The 20,224-nt window shown below is 60.6% G+C and carries 19 protein-coding genes; 16 read left to right on the top strand and 3 right to left on the bottom strand.

The genetic code is table 11. The annotated features are described in order from the left end of the window. Positions 1-354 precede the first annotated feature (354 nt). From ruvB to serA, 16 genes are all read left to right on the top strand, one after another. On the top strand, positions 355-1,392 hold the full coding sequence (ruvB, locus tag D8780_RS11145) for a Holliday junction branch migration DNA helicase RuvB (protein WP_121645651.1): 1,038 nt from the start codon (positions 355-357) through the stop codon (positions 1,390-1,392). After that, positions 1,392-2,315: a metallophosphoesterase gene (locus tag D8780_RS11140; RefSeq protein ID WP_121645650.1), complete on the top strand. Its 924-nt coding sequence runs from the start codon at positions 1,392-1,394 to the stop codon at positions 2,313-2,315. Before ruvB ends, D8780_RS11140 begins: the two co-directional genes overlap by 1 nt. A gap of 117 nt (positions 2,316-2,432) precedes the next feature. Then, complete coding sequence (ybgC, locus tag D8780_RS11135) at positions 2,433-2,927, top strand: tol-pal system-associated acyl-CoA thioesterase (protein ID WP_121645649.1); 495 nt, start codon at positions 2,433-2,435, stop codon at positions 2,925-2,927. A 203-nt stretch (positions 2,928-3,130) separates the two neighbouring features. Continuing rightward, a complete protein-coding gene (gene tolQ, locus D8780_RS11130; RefSeq protein ID WP_121645648.1) occupies positions 3,131-3,862 on the top strand; it encodes a protein TolQ in 732 nt (243 codons plus the stop codon). Positions 3,863-3,880: 18 nt separating this feature from the next. Further along, positions 3,881-4,327: a protein TolR gene (gene tolR, locus D8780_RS11125; protein ID WP_121645647.1), complete on the top strand. Its 447-nt coding sequence runs from the start codon at positions 3,881-3,883 to the stop codon at positions 4,325-4,327. 9 nt (positions 4,328-4,336) lie between these two features. Then, complete coding sequence (gene tolA / locus D8780_RS11120) at positions 4,337-5,395, top strand: cell envelope integrity protein TolA (RefSeq protein WP_121645646.1); 1,059 nt, start codon at positions 4,337-4,339, stop codon at positions 5,393-5,395. Between the two features lie 25 nt (positions 5,396-5,420). Beyond that, on the top strand, positions 5,421-6,728 hold the full coding sequence (gene tolB, locus D8780_RS11115; RefSeq protein WP_121645645.1) for a Tol-Pal system beta propeller repeat protein TolB: 1,308 nt from the start codon (positions 5,421-5,423) through the stop codon (positions 6,726-6,728). 188 nt (positions 6,729-6,916) lie between these two features. Then, positions 6,917-7,414 (top strand): peptidoglycan-associated lipoprotein Pal, encoded by a 498-nt coding sequence (gene pal, locus D8780_RS11110; protein WP_121645644.1) that lies wholly within the window; start codon positions 6,917-6,919, stop codon positions 7,412-7,414. A 162-nt stretch (positions 7,415-7,576) separates the two neighbouring features. Next, complete coding sequence (gene ybgF, locus D8780_RS11105) at positions 7,577-8,554, top strand: tol-pal system protein YbgF (RefSeq protein WP_158598491.1); 978 nt, start codon at positions 7,577-7,579, stop codon at positions 8,552-8,554. Further along, entirely contained in the window at positions 8,548-9,720 is a 1,173-nt protein-coding gene (tilS, locus tag D8780_RS11100; protein WP_121645642.1) for a tRNA lysidine(34) synthetase TilS, read from the top strand. The genes ybgF and tilS overlap by 7 nt, the downstream gene beginning before the upstream one ends. 96 nt (positions 9,721-9,816) lie before the next feature. Beyond that, positions 9,817-11,739, top strand: a complete 1,923-nt coding sequence (gene ftsH, locus D8780_RS11095) for an ATP-dependent zinc metalloprotease FtsH (protein ID WP_121646530.1) — start codon at positions 9,817-9,819, stop codon at positions 11,737-11,739. A 144-nt stretch (positions 11,740-11,883) separates the two neighbouring features. Then, entirely contained in the window at positions 11,884-13,227 is a 1,344-nt protein-coding gene (gene glmM, locus D8780_RS11090; RefSeq protein WP_121645641.1) for a phosphoglucosamine mutase, read from the top strand. 253 nt (positions 13,228-13,480) lie between these two features. Next, complete coding sequence (locus D8780_RS11085; RefSeq protein WP_121645640.1) at positions 13,481-14,344, top strand: outer membrane protein; 864 nt, start codon at positions 13,481-13,483, stop codon at positions 14,342-14,344. Positions 14,345-14,509: 165 nt separating this feature from the next. Beyond that, on the top strand, positions 14,510-15,316 hold the full coding sequence (locus tag D8780_RS11080) for an outer membrane protein (RefSeq protein WP_121645639.1): 807 nt from the start codon (positions 14,510-14,512) through the stop codon (positions 15,314-15,316). Between the two features lie 149 nt (positions 15,317-15,465). Beyond that, complete coding sequence (locus D8780_RS11075) at positions 15,466-16,632, top strand: phosphoserine transaminase (RefSeq protein WP_121645638.1); 1,167 nt, start codon at positions 15,466-15,468, stop codon at positions 16,630-16,632. A gap of 97 nt (positions 16,633-16,729) precedes the next feature. Beyond that, complete coding sequence (serA, locus tag D8780_RS11070; protein ID WP_121645637.1) at positions 16,730-18,328, top strand: phosphoglycerate dehydrogenase; 1,599 nt, start codon at positions 16,730-16,732, stop codon at positions 18,326-18,328. Positions 18,329-18,399: 71 nt separating this feature from the next. On the opposite strand, the gene D8780_RS11065 is transcribed toward serA, so the two are convergent. The 3 genes from D8780_RS11065 to D8780_RS11055 all read right to left on the bottom strand — a co-directional run bounded on the left by D8780_RS11065 (position 18,400) and on the right by D8780_RS11055 (position 20,211). Next, positions 18,400-18,816: a carboxymuconolactone decarboxylase family protein gene (locus D8780_RS11065; RefSeq protein WP_121645636.1), complete on the bottom strand. Its 417-nt coding sequence runs from the start codon at positions 18,814-18,816 to the stop codon at positions 18,400-18,402. Further along, positions 18,791-19,177, bottom strand: coding sequence for a MerR family transcriptional regulator (locus D8780_RS11060; protein ID WP_121645635.1), 387 nt, complete (start codon positions 19,175-19,177; stop codon positions 18,791-18,793). Before D8780_RS11060 ends, D8780_RS11065 begins: the two co-directional genes overlap by 26 nt. 110 nt (positions 19,178-19,287) lie before the next feature. Continuing rightward, entirely contained in the window at positions 19,288-20,211 is a 924-nt protein-coding gene (locus D8780_RS11055; RefSeq protein ID WP_121645634.1) for a DMT family transporter, read from the bottom strand. Positions 20,212-20,224 lie beyond the last annotated feature (13 nt).

The raw sequence follows: 20,224 nt of genomic DNA, 5'->3' as shown, positions 1-20,224 counted from the left end.
GATCAGTTTTTTGATGGCGGCTCTGGATCAAATGACGAGCGGAAAGGGCCTGTCCTTCGATTATCTGAGTTTTGATCTGTTTTATTTTTGTTTTATGTTTGGGCTCTTGCCCGCTTTTTTGGTTGGCTTGGCCGTGGATATATTCAGGCGTACAATCTTGTATTCATTCATCGCTGCCGTGGCCGGTCCTGTCATTCTATTCGCTATCCCTTACGCATTTTTGCTGGGCGGGTATGACGGAGGATATGTTCTATTCGTTATTGTCCTGCCTCTCGGCTTGCCAGCGAGCATTTTGGTCTGGTCGGTCCTTTATCTGCCGGTCATATACCGGAATAGATCGAAGAGGAGCCTCTCATGAGCCAGCCTGACCGCCTGATCGATGCCGAGAAGCGCGGCGAGGACGTCGATACGGCGCTTCGACCGCAAACGCTCGACGATTTTGTCGGGCAGGCAGCGGCGCGCGCTAACCTCAAGGTGTTTATCGAGGCCGCAAAGAGCCGCGGCGAGGCCCTCGACCACGTGTTGTTCGTCGGTCCGCCCGGTCTCGGCAAGACGACCCTGGCGCAGATCATGGCGCGCGAACTCGGCGTGAATTTCCGTTCGACATCCGGCCCTGTCATTGCCAAGGCAGGTGATCTCGCTGCGTTGCTGACCAATCTGGAGGACCGGGACGTTCTATTCATCGACGAGATTCATCGTCTGAATCCGGCGGTCGAGGAAATCCTTTACCCGGCGATGGAGGATTTCCAGCTCGACCTCATCATCGGTGAAGGTCCGGCGGCGCGGAGCGTCAAGATCGATCTGGCGCGTTTTACGCTGGTCGCGGCCACGACGCGGCTTGGCCTTCTGACGACGCCGCTGCGTGACCGGTTCGGCATTCCCGTCCGGCTGGATTTCTACACGCCGGAGGAACTGGAGAAGATCGTCCGTCGTGGCGCACGATTGATGGGTCTGCCAATGACCGATGACGGCGCGCGGGAAGTTGCAACCCGTGCGCGCGGCACGCCGCGCATCGCCGGCCGGCTTTTGCGCCGGGTCCGGGATTTTGCAGAGGTCGCCAAAGCCGAGGCTGTCGACGCGAAGATCGCGGATGAGGCGCTTGGACGTCTCGAAGTCGACAGCCGCGGACTGGACGCTCTCGATCGGCGCTATCTCTTTCTCATCGCGAACCATTTCGGTGGCGGTCCTGTCGGTATCGAGACCATCGCGGCGGCGCTTTCCGAGCCGCGTGATGCAATCGAGGACATTATCGAGCCCTATCTGATCCAGCAGGGGTTCATCCAGCGGACCCCGCGCGGCCGTATCATGACGGCGGGCGCCTGGACCCATATCGGTCTGCCCGCGCCGAAGGCCGTGGCTGCTGCTCAGCCCGGTCTGTTCGAGGATGAGTGATGCCGGACAGGCGAGCAGCGATTAAAATTCTCGGGGGAGCGGCCCTTGTCGGGCTCGCCGCGACATCGGCGGTGGCCGCGGAAACATTCGTGCGGCTCAAGGTGCAGCGCTATGCAATCACGCCGCCCGGCTGGCCGCCCGAACTGCGTCTGCGAGCGGTTCTGATGAGCGATCTTCATGCCTGCCGGCCCTGGGTGGGCCCATCGCGCATTCGCAAGATCGTGAATGCGATGAATGCGCTCAAACCCGATATCCACCTTCTCCTCGGCGATTATCTTTCCGGCATGGATCTCTCTTTGGGACAGGTGCCGAGCGAAGCGTGGGGCGCGGAGCTTTCCAGGTTGCAGGCGCCGCTTGGAGTCCATGCGGTCCTCGGCAATCACGACTGGGGAGACGATCCGATCTCCGACTTTACGGAGGACAGCCCTTCGACGGCGCGGCAGGCGCTTCAGAGTGCGGGGATCAAGGTCTACGAAAACGACGTCGAGCGCCTCGATACCGACGGCGAAGCCTTCTGGCTGGCCGGGCTGGGCGACCAGATGGGACGCTATACCAAAATGGTCGACGGACGACCAAGGGCCTTCAGCCGCGCCGATCTGCCCGCGACGATGGCAAAGATCGCCGACGACGAGGCGCCGGTGCTTTTGATGGCGCATGAACCGGATATCTTTCCCGATGTGCCGGATCGTGTGAGCCTTACCCTTTCGGGTCATACGCATGGCGGACAGATCGCCCCCTTTGGCTGGGCGCCCGTCGTGCCGCGGATCAGGCATGAACTGGATTACCGCTATGGGCACTATCAGGAAGAGGGGCGCGATCTTCTCATCACCGGAGGGATCGGCATGTCGATCCTGCCGGTCCGGATCGGCGTAACACCTGAAATCGTCCTGCTAGAACTGGGTGGTGCCGGTTCATCGAACTGAGCGCCGGTGGCCGAAGGTCGGGCAGACTTGAGCCCTGCGGATCGAAATGGCATCTGGTGTATCTCCGACAGATCGTCTGGCGGGATCGGCGCAAAGGGACGAAAGAAGGAAAACGCGATGATCGATCATGATGGATCCCGGGCTCAGCCTTCAGCAGGCGAAGACCACGCTCTTGCCGGGCGGATCGAGAACGGCATCCATCGTCTGGAGGCCCGTGTCTATTATGCCGACACCGACTTTTCCGGGGTCGTCTATCATGCGCGCTATCTGGAGTTTCTGGAGCGCGGGCGCTCCGACTTTCTGCGCCTTCACGACATCCACCACAATGAATTGATGGCGCGATCGGATGATGAAGCGCTTGTCTGGATCGTTCGCCGGATGGAGATCGATTTTCGTTCGCCGGCGCGTATGGACGATGTGCTGACGGTGGAAACGACGATCGCCGAACAGTCCGGTGCGCGGGTTACGATGGATCAGCGCATCCTCCGGGCAGAGACGCCTCTGATCGAAGCGAAAGTGCATGCCGCGATTATCGGTCGGGACGGGCGGCCGCGCCGTTTGCCATCCGCATGGCGGGAGGCTTTTGCCCGGACGCAGCAGGACGTGTCCTGAGCGCGAGTCGCCACAATTCGGACATGAAATCCTAACGGGCCATTAACCACGGCCTGTTAACCTTGTTTTAGAAAGGCGAAGTGAGGCCAAACGCCTTCCATTCGCCAAATTTACACGAGAAAAGCCAGAAAACGGACATGTGGCCTTTCATATCCGGCGTTAACCCCGCCAGCCCGCTGTCCGAACTTCAGGGGAATTGAGACATGGAACAGGTGGCACTGGCCGCACCAGGTGGTGATGTATCACTGATCGACCTCTTCATGCAGGCCGGCTGGGTGGTCAAGCTCGTCATGATCGGCCTGATCCTTGCATCGATATGGACTTGGGCGATTATCGTGGAGAAGGTTCTGTCATATCGCCGCATGCGCAGCGAAATGGACCGTTTCGAGGATAATTTCTGGTCGGGCCAGTCGCTGGAAGAGCTTTACCGCACGCTGTCGGATCGCAAGACCTCCGGCATGGCGACGATCTTCGTTTCCGCCATGCGGGAGTGGAAGAAGAGTTTCGAACGGGGCGCACGCAGCCCCGCGCCGCTCCAGAGCCGCATCGACAAATCGATGGACCTTGCCCTGGCGCGCGAGATGGAGAGCCTCGAAGGGCGCCTCGGCTTCCTTGCGACAATCGGTTCAGCCGCGCCGTTTATTGGCCTGTTCGGCACGGTCGTCGGCATCATGACGTCGTTCCAGGCGATTGCCGCCTCGAAACAGACATCGCTGGCCGTGGTTGCGCCGGGCATCGCCGAAGCGCTTCTGGCGACGGCCATCGGTCTTGTCGCGGCTATCCCGGCCGTCATGGCCTACAACAAGCTTTCCGGCGACGCCAACAAGCTCGGCGGACGGATGGAAGGCTTTGCCGACGAATTCTCGGCCATTCTTTCACGGCAGATCGACGAACGCTCGGCCGCCAATCGCAGCACCGCGCAGGCGGCAGCCTAAAGGGAGGCAGCCATGGCAATGGGCGGACCCTCCGCAGCCGGATTTCAGGGACGCAACAGGCGCCGCCGTCGTTCGCGCACCGGTACGATTTCGGAAATCAACGTGACGCCGCTGGTCGACGTCATGCTCGTGCTGCTCATCATCTTCATGGTCGCCGCGCCGCTGATGACGGTCGGTGTACCGGTCGACCTGCCGAATACGGACGCCGCGCCGATGAACAGCGAGACCGAGCCACTGGTGGTCTCGGTCGACGGCGAAGGGCGCATCTACCTTCAGGAAACCGAGCTTCAGCTCGACGAAGTCGTGCCGAAGCTGCAGGCCATCAAGGACGCCAAGGGCGATGCACGCATCTTCGTGCGCGGCGACCGGGCCATTGATTACGGCAGCGTCATGCGTGTCATGGCGCGCATTCAGGCAGGCGGTTTCACCAATGTGGGTCTGGTGACCGTTCAGGAGGACGGCTGACGCCATCGCATGAAGACGGGTCTCGCCACATCGGTACTTCTCCATCTCTGCGTGCTGGGGTTTGCGCTCGTTTCGCTTTCCTCCCCGAAGCCGTTCGAGCTTGATGAAGCGATTTCGGTGACCGCGATTTCGGAGAACGATCTCAACCAGCTGGTCAAGGGCGAGCGAACGGCGGACAAGGAGCAGCCGCCTGCGCCGAAGAAAATGGAAACGCCTGAGCCGCGCCCCGACGCCGTCAATATCGGCCGTAACACGGCCGACCTCGACAACTCGCCCGACGCAGCTCCGTCGGAGCGGAAGGTGGAAAACTCCACACCGGCAGCGCCGCCGCCGCTGCCGATGAAACGGCCGGAACCGAAGCCTGCCGAAAAGCCGGTCGAGGTGGCCAAGGCCGAACCCGAGCCGGAGCCGGTGAAGGAGGTCAAGCCCGAACCGAAGCCCGAGCCTGAAGTCGATCCGGTGGCCGAGCTTCTGGAAAAGGCCGAACAGGAGCGTAAGCAGCAGGAAGAGCAGCGCCGCGCCGAAGAGGCCAAGAAGAAGGCCGAAGAGGAAAAACGCCAGGCTGCCGAGGAAGAAGAGCGCCGCCAGAAGGAGTTGGCGGAAGCGGAAGCCAAGCGAAAGGCGGAAGCCGAGGCCAAGAAGGTGGCTGAAGCCAAGGCGCTGGACGACCAGATCAAGGCTTTGATCAACAAGCAGGAAGAGAAGGGCGGTGGTGCGAAAGCGAGCGCCCAGACGGCGGGAGCGGGCGCCAGCCGCACCAATGCGCCGGAACTTTCCGCTTCTGAAATGGCGGCCCTGCGCGATCAGCTCGGCAATTGCTGGAGCATCGATGCCGGTATCGTGGATGCGGACAATCTGCGTGTCTCAGTCAAATTCGCGCTCAACCAGAATGGCAAGCTCGAAGGCGCTCCGCGTGTAACGACATCGTCCGGTAATGCGCAGTTCGACCGAAGCGCCGTGCGCGCCATTCAGAAATGTGACGTTCAGGGCCTACGGGTGCCTGAGGGCAAATACGAAACCTGGCGCGAAGTGATCGTGAATTTCGATCCTCGCGACATGTTCTTCTGATCCGCTAGAGGACTTCATACCCTTTATGAAACATCTATATCGTCTCATCTCCCGACTCGGCCTGATCGCGGCAGCCCTTTTGTGGCTGAGCATGCCGGCGCGGGCCGTCGTCGAAATCGACGTCAATCGCGGTACGGTGGAGCCGCTGCCAATCGCGATCACGGATTTCCTCAGCCAGGATGGTTTGGGCCAGCAGATCACCGACGTGATCGCTGCCGACCTTGCACGATCCGGTCTGTTTCGGCCGATCGACAAGGCGGCGTTCATCCAGCAGATCGACAATCCCGATCAGTCGCCCCGTTTTCAGGACTGGACGGCAATCGACGCGCAGGCGCTCGTCACGGGCCGTATTGTGCCGGATGGCGGGCGACTGCGTGCGGAATTCCGCCTTTGGGATACTTACGGGCAGTCTCAGATTATCGGCGAGCAGTTTTTCACGACGCCGGATAACTGGCGGCGCGTGGCGCATATCATCGCCGATACGATCTACAAGGCGCTGACCGGCGAAGACGGCTATTTCGATACGCGGGTGGTCTTCGTCGACGAAAGCGGCCCGAAGGACAATCGCAACAAGCGCCTTGCCATTATGGATCAGGACGGCGCGAACCTGCGCTATCTGACAAAGGGCGGCCAGATCGTACTGACGCCCCGCTTTTCGCCGAACCGTCAGGAAGTGACCTACATGTCCTATGCGGACGGTCAGCCGCGGGTCTATCTGCTGCAACTGGAGACGGGCCAGCGCGAACTCATTGGCAATATTCCAGGCATGAGCTTTGCGCCGCGCTTTTCACCTGATGGCGGCAAGGTCGTGATGAGTATCGGCCGGCAGGACGGTAATTCGGATATCTTCACCATGGACCTGTCGAGCCGCAACATGCAGCGGCTGACCGACACGAACGCGATCGATACCTCACCCTCCTATTCGCCGGATGGCGGTCAGATCGTCTTCACGTCCGACCGTGGCGGGCCTTCCCAAATCTACAGGATGAACGCTGATGGCTCGGGCCAGGCGCGCATCAGCTTCGGCAATGGCAGCTACTCCACGCCGGTCTGGAGTCCACGGGGAGATCTGATTGCCTTCACCAAGCAGAGTGGTGGCGAGTTTTCCATCGGCGTCATGAAGCCGGATGGTTCGGGCGAGCGTATCCTGACGACCGGCTATCTGGTCGAAGGCCCGACCTGGGCCCCGAACGGACGCGTCATCATGTTTTTCAGAGAAGACCAGGGCGCAGGTCCCAAGCTGCGCTCGGTCGATCTGACAGGTCGAAACGAGCAGGCAATTCCGACACCCAATTTTGCGTCGGACCCGGCCTGGTCGCCAAGACTGGACTGAGGAGGAACTGGGTGGTCAGAGGGCGAATGTCACTGGCTGCCGCCATTGTGCCGCAATCTCTACTAGCGTGCGGCGCCATGGATTAGGGGATCACTCGACAGGGGACAGTGGCAAGGCCACGCTGGCGGGCGATTCGATTTTAGAACCAGAGGGGCTGCGGCCACCGTATATCTAAGGGGTTAGCGACCATGCGTCGTTTCATCGAACTTTCTCGCAATCCGGCCATGATCGCGCTTGTCGGCGCGCTCGCGCTTGCCGGCTGTGCATCGAAAAAGAACGTGCCGAATTCTGCTGCCGATCTCGGCCTCAGCGCTGCCGGCAGCGCTCAGCCGGGCAGCACGCAGGACTTCACGGTCAATGTAGGCGACCGGGTGTTCTTCGATACCGATTCATCGGTCATCCGCGCCGATGCGCAGCAGACCCTGGCCAAGCAGGCCCAGTGGCTGAACCAGTATTCGAACTATCCGATCACGGTCGAAGGTCATGCCGACGAGCGCGGCACGCGCGAATACAATATCGCGCTCGGCGCTCGCCGTGCGGCCGCTGCCCGCGACTATCTGATCAGCCGCGGCATCGCTGCCAACCGGATCAATACCGTCTCTTACGGTAAGGAACGCCCGGTCGCCGTGTGTGACGATATCTCTTGCTGGTCGCAGAATCGCCGCGCGGTCACCGTGCTGAAGTAAGGCGCATCAGCGTCGAAAGAACGTGATAAATTGGTCACAGCGGAAGGCAATTGGCATGCCTTCCGCATTTTCGGCCAAGTGACCTGCTTAACGGTCATAATCGGCCAGCGTCTTTCAGGCCTGTCCGCTGTCCAGAGGAACACTATTCGAGGAATGCTCATCATGGCCCCGGCCAAAACCGCCCTTCTGCGCGCCACGCTCCTGACGGTTGCCCTTTCTCTACCGGCATTACCGGCCGCAGCCGGCCCGCTCTCGATCTTCAAGCGAGACGGCGGCGAGCAACAGACGACCATACAGCTGGCCCAGGCCTCAGACCCACGTGTCGCTCAGCTGGAAGAGCAGGTCCGCCGCCTCAACGGCACCGTGGAGGATTTGAACTTCCAGATCCTGCAATTGCAGGAGCAGATACGCAAACAGCTCGAGGACATGCAGTTCCGTCTCGATCAGATGGAAGGGAACGCGCCTGGCCAGGGTGAAGGACAGTCCGGCTCTCTGCCATCCGAAGAGCCGGAGCGGGCAGAGGCTGAGCCGACAACCCTGACGCCGGCCCAAGAGGCACGTGCCGAAATGTCTGAGGAAGTGCCGATGGATGCTGTCGAGCATTCGCCCTACGAGGAGGGTGCCGCTCCCGAACTCGGCTCACCGCCGCGCGATCTCGGAAACCTGACGCTCGACGATCTCGGCAATGTGAGCGCGACGGAAAATGACTTGCCTGCCACGGACGAAACGACCGTGGCTTCGCTTCCGCCGCAGCCCGCCGATCCGAACGCGATCTACAGCGAAGCCTATAATCGTGTCCTCGCTGGCGATTATGTCGGCGCGGAATCCGGCTTTCGGCAGTTTTCAGAGCGCTATCCGGAAGATCCCCGTGCGGCAGATGCCCAGTTCTGGCTGGGCGAGAGCCTTCGCGGACAGGAGCGTTATGCCGATGCCGTCGAAGTCTTTCTCGATGGCACGAAGACCCATGCGCAGAGCGACAAGGCTCCGGACATGATGCTCAAGCTGGGGGTTACTCTGGCGGCGATGGGCCAGAAGGACGTGGCTTGCGAGACGCTCAAGGCCATTCCCGATCGCTACCCCGATACGACCGACGCCTTTCGCTCCCGGCTGCATCAAGAAGAGGCCGCTGCTTCTTGCTGAGCGCACGGCAGGCAGTTTGTGAGACAGACGGCGCTCCGGATTTTCCCGGGGCGCCGTTTTCGCTTCCGCTGCCGAAAGAAGGGCCGATCGTCCTTGCCGTTTCGGGTGGCAGCGACAGTGTCTCCATGCTGCATCTGGTCTGGCGAAGCCTCGTCAGGAGAGGCGAGTGCGACCGTCTGCATGTCGCGACAGTCGATCATGCTCTACGCACCGGTAGTGCGGAAGAGGCGCGGTTGGTGGGACGGATCTGCGAGCGGCTCGATCTGCCGCATCAGGTCTTAATCTGGAGCGGCGAGAAACCGAAAAGTGGCATTCAGGCCGCAGCGCGGGAAGCGCGTTATCGACTGCTGAGCGCGTTTGCAGCTCCCATGAACGCGACGATCCTCGTGGCCCACACCGCAGATGACCAGGCCGAGACGTTAGCGATGCGGCAAAGCCGCAATCCCGCACCTACCTTGGGTTTGAGCGGAATGGCATCCGGCACATTCTGGCGAACGGGCCGGGGAGGGGCATGGGTGATGCGACCCATGCTGGCATTGCGCCGCGCGGCGTTACGCGAATGGCTCTCCAAGCAAGGCATCTCTTATGTGGATGACCCCTCCAATGAGGATCGCCGCTTTGAACGTGTTCGCCTTCGGCAGGATGGCAGCGCGTCGATCGACGGTGGGGGGGCGGGCAGTGCGTCGGAAACGTCGCGAGACGTTATCGCGCGGAGGGTCGCCGGGATACTTTCGAGCAATGCCCAGCGCGTCGACCCCTCGACCCTGCTGCTTCGTTGGGATGATCGTTTTTCAATGCCGAACTTAGAGAGGGTCGAGGCCCTTCGTGTGATGCTCGCCTTTGCTGGCGGTCTCGACCACCGCCCGGCGACCGCTGCGGTCTGCTCTCTCTTGAAGCGGCTTCCTCAAACGCGGCGCTCAAGCCTGGCGCGATGCGTCGTCGAACGACGTGGTGACGGTCTTTTTATCCGCCGCGAACATCGTCGCGGGCAAATCGGCAAAGACGACGGGTCCACACAAACAACGCCACTCGGGCAGATGCCTTATCCTTTCGCAAAAGCCGTCCCACTTCATGATCTGCCGGTCGCGCAGCAGGTCGAAACGCTCTGCGACTGGCCCCTTACTCCGCCGCCGGTGGAAACTTTCGTTCACGACATTGGCAAATGAGACGTCCCATCGCTTGGCATGGGCCTCTCGCATCCCTATCTTGGCCAAGATTGGCAGGCAGATATGCGTGCCTGGCTCACCAAACCTGGATCGAACATGAATCCAAACTATCGGAATTTCGTGCTGTGGGCGATTATCGCTGTTCTGCTCGTGGCGCTTTTCAATCTCTTTCAGTCGCCTCAGCAGCGCACCAATGGCTCGGAAATCGCCTATTCGGAATTTATCCAGGCGGTCGAAAGCGGCCGGGTGGAATCGGTCACGATCAGCGGCGACCGTATCACCGGCAACTATTCCGATAGCGCGACCGGTTTCCAGACCTATTCTCCCGGCGATGAGGGGCTTGTCGAGCGCCTTGAAAGTCAGAACGTCGAGATTCAGGCGCGGCCGGAAAGCGACGGGTCCAACTCGATCCTCGGCTATTTCCTCTCTTGGCTGCCAATGATCCTCATCCTTGGCGTCTGGATTTTCTTCATGCGCCAGATGCAATCCGGTTCGGGCCGGGCGATGGGCTTCGGCAAGTCAAAGGCCAAACTCCTCACCGAAGCCCATGGCCGTGTGACCTTCCAGGATGTTGCGGGTGTGGAGGAAGCGAAGGAAGATCTGGAAGAGATCGTCGAATTTCTTCGCGATCCGCAGAAGTTCCAGCGGCTTGGCGGCAAGATACCGAAGGGTGTTCTGCTGGTCGGCCCTCCCGGAACCGGTAAGACGCTGCTTGCTCGCGCTGTCGCGGGCGAGGCGGGCGTGCCGTTCTTCACCATCTCGGGATCGGACTTCGTGGAAATGTTCGTCGGCGTCGGCGCGAGCCGTGTGCGCGACATGTTCGAGCAGGCCAAGAAGAACAGCCCCTGCATCATCTTCATTGATGAGATCGATGCCGTCGGTCGCCATCGTGGCGCGGGGCTCGGCGGCGGCAACGATGAACGTGAACAGACGCTCAACCAGCTTCTCGTCGAGATGGACGGCTTCGAGGCCACTGAATCGATCATCCTGATCGCGGCGACCAACCGTCCGGACGTTCTGGACCCGGCCTTGCTGCGTCCGGGCCGTTTCGACCGTCAGGTCGTGGTGCCGAATCCGGATATCGCCGGTCGCGAGCGAATCCTGAAGGTGCATGTGCGCAACGTGCCGCTGGCGCCCAATGTCGATCTGAAAGTTCTGGCGCGAGGCACTCCCGGCTTCTCCGGTGCCGACCTTTCGAACCTCGTCAATGAGGCGGCGCTGATGGCGGCGCGGCGCAATAAGCGCCTCGTTACCATGGCGGAGTTCGAGGACGCCAAGGACAAGGTGATGATGGGGGCGGAACGCCGCTCCTCCGCCATGACGCAGGCCGAAAAGGAATTGACGGCTTATCACGAGGCCGGCCACGCCATCGTGGCGCTGCATGTTCCTTCGTCCGACCCGGTTCACAAGGCGACCATCATCCCCCGCGGACGTGCGCTCGGCATGGTCATGCAGTTGCCCGAAGGCGACCGCTATTCGATGAGCTATAAATATATGGTGAGCCGACTGGCCATCATGATGGGTGGCCGCGTCGCCGAGGAGATCAAGTTCGGCAAGGAGAATATCACCTCCGGCGCTGCCTCGGACATCGAACAGGCGACGAAGCTCGCACGGGCCATGGTCACGCAGTGGGGGTTCTCGGACAAGCTCGGGCAGGTCGCCTATGGCGAAAACGAGCAGGAGGTGTTCCTCGGTCACTCCGTGACGCAGAGCAAGAACATTTCCGAAGAGACGGCCCGCATCATCGACGCGGAAGTCCGCAAGCTGATCGACGATGCCTATGCGGAAGCGCGGCGCATCCTGACGGATGAGCATGATGGCTGGATCGCATTGGCCGAAGGGCTGCTGGAATACGAGACGCTGACTGGCGACGAGATCAAGCAGCTTCTGGCCGGCAACAAGCCCTCACGCGATTCCGGCGATGATACGCCGCCCTCGCGCGGCTCGTCGGTGCCGACCGCCGGTCGCCCGAAGCCAAACGAGCCCGATGGGGGCCTCGAGCCGCAGCCACAGGGCTGAACAGCAGTTTGGATTGGAAAGGCCCGCCGCGGACGTCGTGGCGGGCCTTTTCATTTTCGCCCGAACGGTAACGGGGTGACAATTATCGTGATGCTACAAGCGCAGGAAAATGCGGCATAAGGGCCCATCTGCGGGGAGAACCGGATGAACAGAAAATATTTCGGCACTGACGGCATTCGCGGCCGCGCCAATCGCGGCAAGATGACCGCGGAAGTCGCAATGAAGGTTGGGATGGCGGCCGGCGTCGCTTTCAAACGGGGCGGTCACAAGCATCGGGTCGTGATTGGCAAGGATACGCGCTTGTCTGGCTACATGCTGGAAAACGCGCTGGTCGCAGGCTTTTGCGCCGCCGGGGTCGATGTTTTCCTGCTCGGGCCAATTCCGACGCCTGCCGTCGCAATGCTGGTGCGCTCCATGCGGGCCGATATTGGTGTGATGCTGAGTGCCTCGCACAATCCGTATTTCGATAATGGCATCAAGCTGTTCGGCCCCGATGGCTTCAAGCTTTCGGACGAGATCGAGGCGAAGATCGAAGCGCTGATGGATGAAGATCTGTCGCGCCGACTGGCGGATTGCGATGCGATTGGCAAGGCGAAGCGCGTCGACGGCGTCCAGGATCGCTATATCGAACATGCCAAACGCTCGCTCCCGCGTTCGCTGGACCTGAACGGCCTGCGTGTGGCGATCGATTGCGCCAATGGTGCGGCCTATCGCGTCGCGCCCGCCGTTCTCTGGGAACTGGGGGCCGATGTGGTTTCCCTTGGCGTCGAGCCCGACGGCCGCAACATCAACGACGAATGCGGCTCGACGAGCCCGGGGTCGCTGGCCCGCAAGGTCCATGAGGTTCGGGCTGATATCGGGATTGCGCTGGATGGCGATGCCGACCGGATCGTCGTCGTGGACGAGAAGGGGCGTGAGATCGATGGCGACCAGATCATGGCGCTCATCGCGGAGAGCTGGCTGAAAGCGGACCGGCTCACCGGAGGCGGTGTCGTCGCCACGGTGATGAGCAATCTAGGCTTCGAACGGCATCTGAATGGTCTCGGTCTGACACTCGCACGCACCAAGGTCGGCGACCGATATGTTGTCGAACATATGAGGGCGCATGGTTTCAATGTCGGTGGTGAACAGTCGGGTCATGTGGTTCTGACGGATTACGGCACGACAGGTGACGGTCTGATCACCGCTTTGCAGGTTCTGGCCTGCGTCCAGCGAGCGCAGAAGCCCGCCAGCGAGGTTCTCGGCCGCTTCGAGCCGGTGCCTCAGCTGCTTCGCAATGTGCGTTACAGCTCGGGAACGCCGCTGGAAGAAGACGATGTGAAAGCGGCTATCGAATCCGCTCGCGCGCGGCTTGGTGAAAACGGGCGCATTGTCATCCGTCCTTCCGGCACCGAACCGCTGATCCGTGTCATGGCCGAAGGCGACGACACACATCTGGTCACGACCGTCGTCGACGAACTCGTCGAAATCATCGATCACGCAGCCTGATCGGTCGGTGACGGGACCCACCTCGTCACCCCTTCTTTCGCGGGTCGTCGCGGACCTAGAGCGATCTCCGATCGCCCGCTTACAAGATGATCGTCTCGAAAGTCTTCCGATGATCTCGGTGCGTTTGCGGTTCGTCTACGCAGGAATGTTTACCTTACTTTTTAGGCTTAAGCGGCAATTAATTATTTGCGCTCATAGTGTCCTTGAATGGAACAGGCCGCGGGGACTGGCGGCATTCTTGTGAGGTACAATTATGAGACGCTCTCTGATCGCCGTAGCGGGCGGGGCGCTGCTGGCTACGACCGCTGTCAGCACAGCCTTTGCTGCTGACATCTACGTTCCGGAACCCGAGGTGCTGGTCGAGCCAGCCCCGGTCTCCTACGAGCCTGTGCCGGTGGCCGACAATGCATTCGGTGGATGGTATATCCGTGGCGATGTGATCTATGGCGCGCACAACGAAATGGGCGACATCACCTATCGGACATCGGACGGCGAGAACGATTTCTCCTATACCGACCTGGACGAAAGCTGGGGCGTGGGTGGCGCGATCGGTGTCAATGTCCACAAGCATCTTCGCACCGAGTTCGGCGTCGACTGGTACAAAAAATACGACTTTCGCGGGTCGACGACCGGTTTCTGCGGCCCGACAGGGACCACACCATGTGAGTCCGACGACCGCACCGAAGTCAGCATTCTGACGCTCATGGCCAATGCCTATGTCGATCTTGGAACCTATTACGGTTTCACCGCCTATGTCGGCGGCGGTATCGGCGGCGCCCGGGTGGAATGGGAGACGCTTTTCAACGACGATGGCTTCGAAGTGACGCCTCATGACGGCTACAAGGAATGGCGCTTTGCCTGGCAGCTTATGGCCGGCGCATCCTACTGCCTGACCGAAGAACTTGAGGCCGATATCGGCTATCGCTATCGCGAGATCGAAGGCGGGCGCATGTTTGCCTTCAATACCTTCAACGGGCCGGGCTATGATGAAGGCATCAAGAGCCACGAGGTTCGCGCCGGCCTTCGGTATAATTTCGGGGGCGCCAATCCGCGTTGCGCGACCTATGTCCCGCCGGCACCGCCGCTGCCCCCGGCACCGCCTCCGGTCTACAAATAATTTGCGACATGATTTGACGAAACGCCGCCCCAACGGGCGGCGTTTTTCGTTTCAACCGACGAGCCGGCCTTCATACGCTTAACTGCGCCTTAACCGTGATGGTTAACTATGGCCGGCAAACGCGAAGCGGCGCTTGCAAGTGCCGTTTGATCCGGAGTCAGTTTCATGCGCCAGCTTCCCATTGTCATTCTTGCCGTCGCTCCGATGGTGTCGGCTCTGCCCGCCTTTGCCGCCGATTATGATTACAATCCCCCCCTCGTCGAAGAGACCGCTTTTCCCGTCATGGAAGAATACGTCCCGGTCGAAGCGGTGACGAATTGGTATATTCGCGGCGATCTCGGCGTTGATGTCGAGAACGTCCCGGAGATGTTCAACAATGGCGGCGCGTACAACTCGCTCGGCTCCGTCAGCGGCTCGGTTGCCGCCGGCTATAACTTCAGCGATCTGTTCCGCATGGAAGGTGAGCTTGGCTATACGGGCCTTGGCGATTTCGATTCCGATCCGGAGTTCGGCCGCTTCTGTGAAGGCTCGGATGCCGGTGATCCGACCGCAACGACCGTCCCCTGTTCCATCGAACGCGACGGCAATTCGCATGCCTGGACCTTTCTCGTGAACGGCTTCTTCGACTTTGGTACCTTTGCCCGGATCACGCCTTATGTCGGCGCTGGAGCCGGCATCGCCTATACCGATTACGGCGTTTACACCGAGCGAGAATGCACCAGCGCCGGCGATTTCACATGCGATATACCCGGTACGCTGTATAGCGACGTCCGCGAGCGCGAATTCCACTTCGCCTATCAACTCAGCGCTGGTGCATCGTACGATCTGACCGACAAGCTGAAACTTGATGTCGGATACCGCCTGTTCGGCATCCCGGGCGCGCAGCAGCTGGTGCGCGATGGCGACGGTGTCGATTTCGAGGAAGACACGCTTCAGCATCAGGTCCGGTTCGGCCTTCGGCTCGGTCTCTGACCCTTCTCGATCTTTGCGAACAAGAAAAACCGCCCGGTTCGAAAGGATCGGGCGGTTTTCCTTGACGGATGCCCTGACAGCTTCTAAGGCGGCTGCGGGCCATCCCTCCCCAACGAGGGACGCCCTATCTGTGAGGATAGGAGACATCGATGACAGATATGACCAAGCCGGCCACGCGCCCGGCTCGCCCCTATTTTTCTTCCGGCCCCTGCGCCAAGCGCCCCGGTTGGTCCGTTGAAGCCCTGACCGACGCCCTTCTTGGCCGGTCGCACCGATCCAAACCCGGCAAAAGCCGTCTGCAGCACGCGATCGACCTGACGCGTGACGTTTTGCAGGTGCCTGATACCCACCGCATCGGTATCGTTCCCGGTTCGGATACCGGCGCTGTCGAGATGGCTATGTGGACCATGCTCGGTGAGCGCGGCGTCGACGTGCTGGCGTGGGAGAGCTTCGGCTCCGGCTGGGTCACTGACGTTCTCAAGCAGCTCAAGGTGGAAGACGCCCGCAAGATCGAAGCGGGCTACGGCGAGTTGCCCGACCTTGGGCAGGTCGATTTCGACCGCGACGTGATCTTCACCTGGAATGGCACCACATCCGGTGTTCGCGTGCCGAATGGCGACTTCATCCCGGATGACCGCGGCGGCCTGACAATCTGCGACGCGACCTCGGCGGCTTTCGCCCAGGACCTTCCCTTCGACAAGCTCGATGTGGTGACGTTCTCCTGGCAGAAGGTGCTCGGGGGCGAAGCGGCGCACGGCGTCATCATTCTCGGCCCACGCGCTGTGGAGCGGCTTGAGAACTACACGCCGGACCGCGCGCTTCCCAAGATCTTTCGTCTGACGAAGGGCGGCAAGCTGATCGAAGGCGTCTTCAAGGGCGAAACGATCAACACCCCCTCCATGCTTTGCGTCGAGGACTATATCGATGCACTGGAATGGGCCAAATCGGCAGGCGGCCTCGACGGTCTGATGAAGCGGGCGGATGCCAACGCCAAGGTCATCTTCGATTTCGTCGATGAGAATGGCTGGATCGGCAATCTCGCCAAGGACCCGGCGACGCGCTCCAACACGTCGGTTTGCCTGACGATCACCGATCCGGACGTGCTGGCACTCGATGCCGATGCGCAGGCGGCTTTCGCCAAAGGCATCGTCAATCAGCTCGACACTGAAGGCGTTGCCTATGATATCGGCGCCTATCGCGATGCACCGGCAGGCCTTCGTATCTGGGCCGGCGCGACGGTCGAAACGTCCGACATGGAAGCGCTGATGCCCTGGCTGACCTATGCCTTCGAAACGCAGAAGATGTCGCTTCGCTAAGCCGGCATTGTCCGACAGAGCGGCGGCGCTGGTCGCCGCTCACTGAACCCGCACAATTATCAGGGCACGATGCCCATCCAAGCAGGAGGCCAACACAATGGCACCGCGCGTACTCATTTCAGACAAACTCTCCGACGCCGCTGTCCAGATCTTCAAGGACAAGGGCATCGATGTCGACTTCCAGCCGGATGTCGGCAAGGACAAGGAAAAGCTCGCCGAGATCATCGGCGATTATGACGGCCTGGCGATCCGTTCGGCGACAAAAGCCACCGAAAAGCTGATCGAAAAGGCGACCAATCTCAAGGTGATCGGTCGCGCAGGCATTGGCGTCGACAATGTCGATATCCCAGCCGCTTCGCGGAAGGGTATCATCGTGATGAATACGCCTTTCGGCAATTCGATTACGACAGCCGAACATGCCATTGCGATGATGTTCGCGGTCGCCCGCCAGATCCCGCAGGCCAATGAGAGCACTCATGCCGGCAAGTGGGAAAAGAGCAAGTTCATGGGCGTCGAGATCACCGGCAAGACGCTCGGCATCATCGGCGCGGGCAATATTGGATCGATCGTCGCTTCGCGTGCCATCGGGCTGAAGATGAACGTGGTTGCCTTCGATCCCTTCCTCACCGAGGAACGCGCCACGCAGATCGGCGTAAAGAAGGTCGAGCTGGATGAACTCTTCGCTCGTGCGGACTTCATTACGCTGCACACGCCGCTGACCGACAAGACGCGCAACATCATTGATGCCGAGGCCTTCACGAAGATGAAGGACGGCGTTCGCATCATCAATTGCGCCCGCGGTGGTCTGATCGTCGAAAGCGATCTGGTCGAGGCGCTGAAGAGCGGCAAGGTCGCCGGCGCGGCGCTCGACGTTTTCGAGGAAGAGCCCGCCAAGGAGAATGCCCTGTTCGGCATGGATAACGTCGTATGCACGCCGCATCTCGGTGCATCGACGAGCGAGGCGCAGGAGAATGTTGCGCTTCAGGTGGCAGAGCAGATGGCCGACTATCTGAATAGCGGCGCCGTGACCAATGCGATCAACATGCCGTCTATCTCTGCTGAAGAGGCCCCGGTGCTGAAGCCGTTCGTCAAACTGGCGGAAATGCTCGGTTCTTTTGTCGGCCAGGTCACCGATGCACCGATCCATGAAGTCGAGATCATCTTCGACGGGTCGACTGCCGGCATGAACACCCGCGCGCTCGTTTCTGCCGCCGTTTCCGGCCTGATGCGTCCGCAGATGCCGGAAGCGAACATGGTCTCCGCACCGCTTCTCGCCAAGGAGCGCGGCGTGATCATTTCGGAGGTCAGGCGCGACAAGACCGGTATCTTCGACGGCTATATCATGCTGCGCGTCAAGGCGAGCGACACCACCCGGACCGTGGCGGGGACGGTGTTCTCAGACGGCAAGCCGCGCTTCATTCAGATCAAGGGCATCAACATCGATGCCGAGATCGGCCAGAACATGGTCTACACGACCAATATCGACAAGCCGGGCTTCATCGGCGCACTCGGTACGACGCTCGGCGAGAACGGGGTCAACATCGCCAACTTCCAGCTCGGCCGTAAGGCTGCTGGAAGCGATGCCATCGCGCTTCTCTATGTGGACGAGCCTGTTTCGGATGCTGTGATCGAAAAGCTGACCGCTCATCCGCAGGTTATTCGCGCGCGGGCTCTGTCGTTCGACGTCGAGGCCTAAGTCCGCTCAAACAATCGAAGGCGCCGGATTTTCATGTCCGGCGCCTTCATTATGCTCCGCCCTGTGATCGCCTAGTTGGGACCAGATAAACCCTGAGAATCGCGGAGGGCGAAGACCTCCTTGGCCGCAGACAGGCCGTTCAAGGCCGCCGGAAACCCGGCATAGACCGACATCTGCATCAGAACTTCCGCAATTTCGGTTTTGGTGAGGCCGACATTCAGCCCCGCTTCGATGTGAACCTTCAATTGCGGTGTCGCATTTCCCATCGCAGCCAAAGCCGCGATCGTCGCAATTTCCCTGTCTCGCAGTGAAAGCTCCGGCCGGCTGTAGATATCGCCGAACGGAAATTCCAGCAGATAGGTGGCGAAATCGGGCGCGATATCCTTGAGCGCCTCGATAACCTTTTCGCCGGCCTCGCCGTCGATCGCCTTGAGAGCGCGTCGCCCCCGCTCCAGACGGCTTTCAGCGCTCGTTTGTTTGCTTTTCATCCTGGGTCTCTCTTTCCGCCTTTGCATAGGTCTCGATCTTGGTGTCGAGGACGAGGAGAGACGATTGCAGATCGGAGACCTGCCTGCGGACGCGATCGCGATGCGCTTCCAAAAGCGCTTTGCGCTGCGGATAGGTACTGTCGCCCTGTTCGCGAAGCTTCGCATAGAGCACCATCTGGCGGACCGGCATGCCTGTTTGCTTGAGCCGGGACAGAAACTCGATCCAGGTCAGGATCGAAACATCGTAGTCCCGTCTGCCCCCCTGATCGCGCTCTGCCGCAGGCAGTAAGCCGATGCGCTCATAATACCGGATCGTGTGGACGGATAATCCCGTCCGTTCCGCCAATTCGCCGATCTTCATGTCGCTCTTCTCATCATGACGGGAGGCAAGCTAGTGCTTTGAGTGCACTCTAGGTCAAGAGCGCCGGCGACGAATTTTGTCCCTGACGAAGCGCGCGAGTTCGTCCGCGCTCAGACCTTCGGCTTGAACTTTTCCGCCAGGGCGATGCCGCTGAAAATCAGACCGAGCGAAACCGCCTGCCAGAGCTCGAAGGTCTCACCCAGCACGACCACGGCAAGCAGCGTGCCCCAGATCGGCACCAGATTGATGAAAAGGCCGGCCCGATTCCCGCCAATCAGTTCATTGCCCTTGATGAATAGGCTCTGGCTGAAGATGGAGGGAAAGATCGCGGCGAACAGAACGACGCCCCATCCGGTCGCATCGGGCATGATGAGGCTGCCGCTGTAAGCTTCCCAGATGGCATAGGGTATGGAGGCGATGAGCGCGCCGGCCGACATGCCCGTCATTGTCGACTGCCAATGGAGCGCAGCGGGTTTGGAGCGCAGGGCGACCGTATAGGAGGCATAAACCACCACAGCGAGCAGAAGCAGAGCATCGCCGCGATTGATCTTCAATGCTGCCAGATTGGCGAGGTCGCCCTGCGCCGCGACCATCGCGACACCGCAAAGGCCCAGAAGCAGTCCGACGATCTGGAGAAAGCCCGGTTTGAGGCGAAAGAACAGAAAGTTCAGGATAAAGATGGCGACCGGCATGCCGCTTTGCGCGATGGCGGCATTGATGGCGGTCGTGAAATTGAGGGCCGAATAGAGCAGTATATTGAACAGCGCGAAGCCGAGCGCACCAAGAAGCATGAGGTGGGGCAGGGCGCGGCGCAGTTTCGGCCAGTCCATTCGCAGACGGGGCCAACTGATCATCAGCAGGACCACAAGAGCGACGAGCCATCGCAGCATTGTCAGCATACCGGGCGAAATATGGCCGCTCGCCATGCGCCCAGCGACCGCATTGGCGCCCCAGAACAGCGTTGTCAGGGTCAGGATCGCATAGGCGGTGATCGCTGTATTGGCGGATGCGGTGGTTGTGCCGGATGAACGCATAGGTTGGCCTACT

Source organism: Notoacmeibacter ruber (genome assembly GCF_003668555.1).
GTDB lineage: Bacteria > Pseudomonadota > Alphaproteobacteria > Rhizobiales > Rhizobiaceae > Notoacmeibacter > Notoacmeibacter ruber.
Note: the sequence above shows the minus strand (reverse complement) of the source record. Positions and strands in the feature narration are given on the sequence as shown.